Here is a 2318-nt window from a genome sequence, read left to right on the forward strand (position 1 = left end):
CACTTCTTCTAAAATTGGAGAGCGCCACTCTACCCCATAAAGCCAATTATCTTTGAGGCTAAAAATTCCTTGAATAACACGGCGTGTAGGCTGTTCACCGAAATCAACCTCAACTATGTCCCCCAATTTAAAAGCTGGAGTAGAAACAGTGGACTTTTCTAGTACATTGGTTCTATGAAATTCTTGTTCAGCTAAGTAGAGAGTTTCATTCTGGCAAACAATTGCATAAATCCATTCCTGTCTTTCCCACTGAACACCACAGCAGTAGCCTGACAAATCTGAGATTGACAACAAAACTTTTTCTAACATTTTCACTGCTAGGGGAGGCATGGACTGACCCCATTCAGGAGAAATATGCCAACACGATTCTAAGGTGGTAATTTGGTTAATCATCTGGGAATGTAGTTCTCTTTTTTATACATACACTCCCAAGCATCAGTCTGATCCGGAATATAAATGAACTACCCCGTCCATCTTCATAGCATGGCAAACGCATCTAAAGTACAAGAATCCCTTAATAGCAAGGGTTTGGACGTTTCATAATTTAGGCTTTTTTTTCATCAAGATCCTTATTCAGCAAGTGTTTCATTTTTTACTTGTGTTTGCCCTGAGCTTCATAGATGGGCGGGGTAGTTCATTTTTTTCCTGTTGTGCTGCATTGATATTTGCTCATTGTTTTCCTGAACCCAATGATTTTGTGGGGAAAACCGATTATTTTACAGGTCACTTTTGGGAACTTCCTCATGAAATTCTATGACCAATTGCATAGTTTCCACTACCAAATCACGTAAATCCCGATTGAGCGCTACAGTGTCATTCGCTCCAAACCAACGGTCAAAAATAGCGACATATCGCTGATTTCCATTGACGAATCCTTGCATGAACTTGACCAGAGAATAGTTGACTGTATCCAAGAATTTCGAGTTATTTTCTGGCACCATGCAAGCAATACCTTCTCGTGAATAGGGGCGATCGGGTACAATTTTAAAAGCATCTGGATTTTTTTGCTGTTGCAGCCATCCCTCTAAAAGAATACTATCAGATGAGAAAGCATCAATAGTACCTTCTTGCAAAGCTGTGTATCCCTCTGCCCTCGTTTTAAAATACACTAGTTTAGCTTGGGGTTGTACATGAGCGATCGCCTGTTCATTCGTGGTTCCCGCCAACACACCAATTTGCTTACCAATAAGGGATTCAGGGGAACCTAGATTACTTCCTTCCTTAACTAACAATTGGGTTCCAGTCACACCGTAGCTGACAGAGAAGTCTATTTTTTTATCTCGCTTCCATGTAAAACTACTAGCATCACACACAATATCAACTTGTTGATTAACTATTTTAGGAATCCGCTCAGAGGGGCTAAGACCAACTAATTGCAGTTTAATTTTTTTCCCCAGGTCTTTTTCTAATTGCTCTTTAATTAGAGTCAGCATATCTACAGAATAGCCATTTAACTTTCCTTGACTATTCACATAGGCAAAAGGTAGCGCATCTCTACTAGTACCAGCTGTTAATACCCCTGTTCTTTTTACTTTTTGCATCACAGTCTCAGCACCTACCACATTAGGCATGAGCGTTGCAAACATAAGACTTAAAATAGGAATAGCAATTTTTTTATGCATAAGCTTTAGAATAGGTCGTTTTTTCAAAAATCAAATCTGATTTATATATCAAGCTAAAGAAACTATCACTATCGAGTACACAGGAAGGTTATTTAGTAACTATTCTTTACATTATTGCTCTTTTATAGCTCGTCAAATAAAAATTTTAGCCAACTTCTAAACAAGTTATAGAAGCTGGGTTTGGAGCTTGATTTGGCTTTGTTACATGAATGAGAAAAAGACAAGCAATTTCAACTTTTTTTTGAAGTTAGAGAAATTGGGAAATCATCTAGGAATCATTGCATCCACATTGTTTATCCGTCTCTAACCAAGTTCTAAACTTGTCACAGCAAAGATGCGATTAATAGGTAAGTTAGGAATTTCTTTACTGTACATCCGAGCCACTTGAAAGACTGGCTGCAATTGGTAACGTTGAACTAAAGCAATCGCTTGGAAGTTGGGATCTGGCACATCAAGAAATACTGGGAAATCCGGATTTTGTGCAAGCAGGGCTTGAAACAATGCTTCAGCAATTTGTTCGTCATTAGCAAACAGTGGCCCAATCCGAAAACCTGTCTGAGCAGACCGGATAACTCCATAGCCAACAAGATATCCATTTTTGAGAAACCCAAAAGCATTACTTTCTGGCTGTTCAATCCAATGTCGCAGAAACAGCGAACGCTTAGAAGGAAAAAGTTGACAATCGTAAGCCACCAA

The 2318-nt window shown here is 39.0% G+C and carries 2 protein-coding genes and 1 pseudogene; all 3 read right to left on the bottom strand.

The annotated features are described in order from the left end of the window. Positions 1-393: DUF1392 family protein (locus ACEYW6_RS36015; RefSeq protein WP_412983578.1), on the bottom strand; the 393-nt coding region annotated here is incomplete at its 3' end. Between the two features lie 323 nt (positions 394-716). Next, positions 717-1622, bottom strand: coding sequence for an amino acid ABC transporter substrate-binding protein (locus ACEYW6_RS36020; RefSeq protein ID WP_196512031.1), 906 nt, complete (start codon positions 1620-1622; stop codon positions 717-719). Between the two features lie 303 nt (positions 1623-1925). After that, positions 1926-2318, bottom strand: a pseudogene (locus ACEYW6_RS36025) (GNAT family N-acetyltransferase); the annotation flags it as partial.

Origin of the sequence: Nostoc sp. UIC 10607, assembly GCF_047228265.1 — a bacterium.
GTDB classification, from domain to species: Bacteria; Cyanobacteriota; Cyanobacteriia; order Cyanobacteriales; family Nostocaceae; genus Nostoc; species Nostoc foliaceum_A.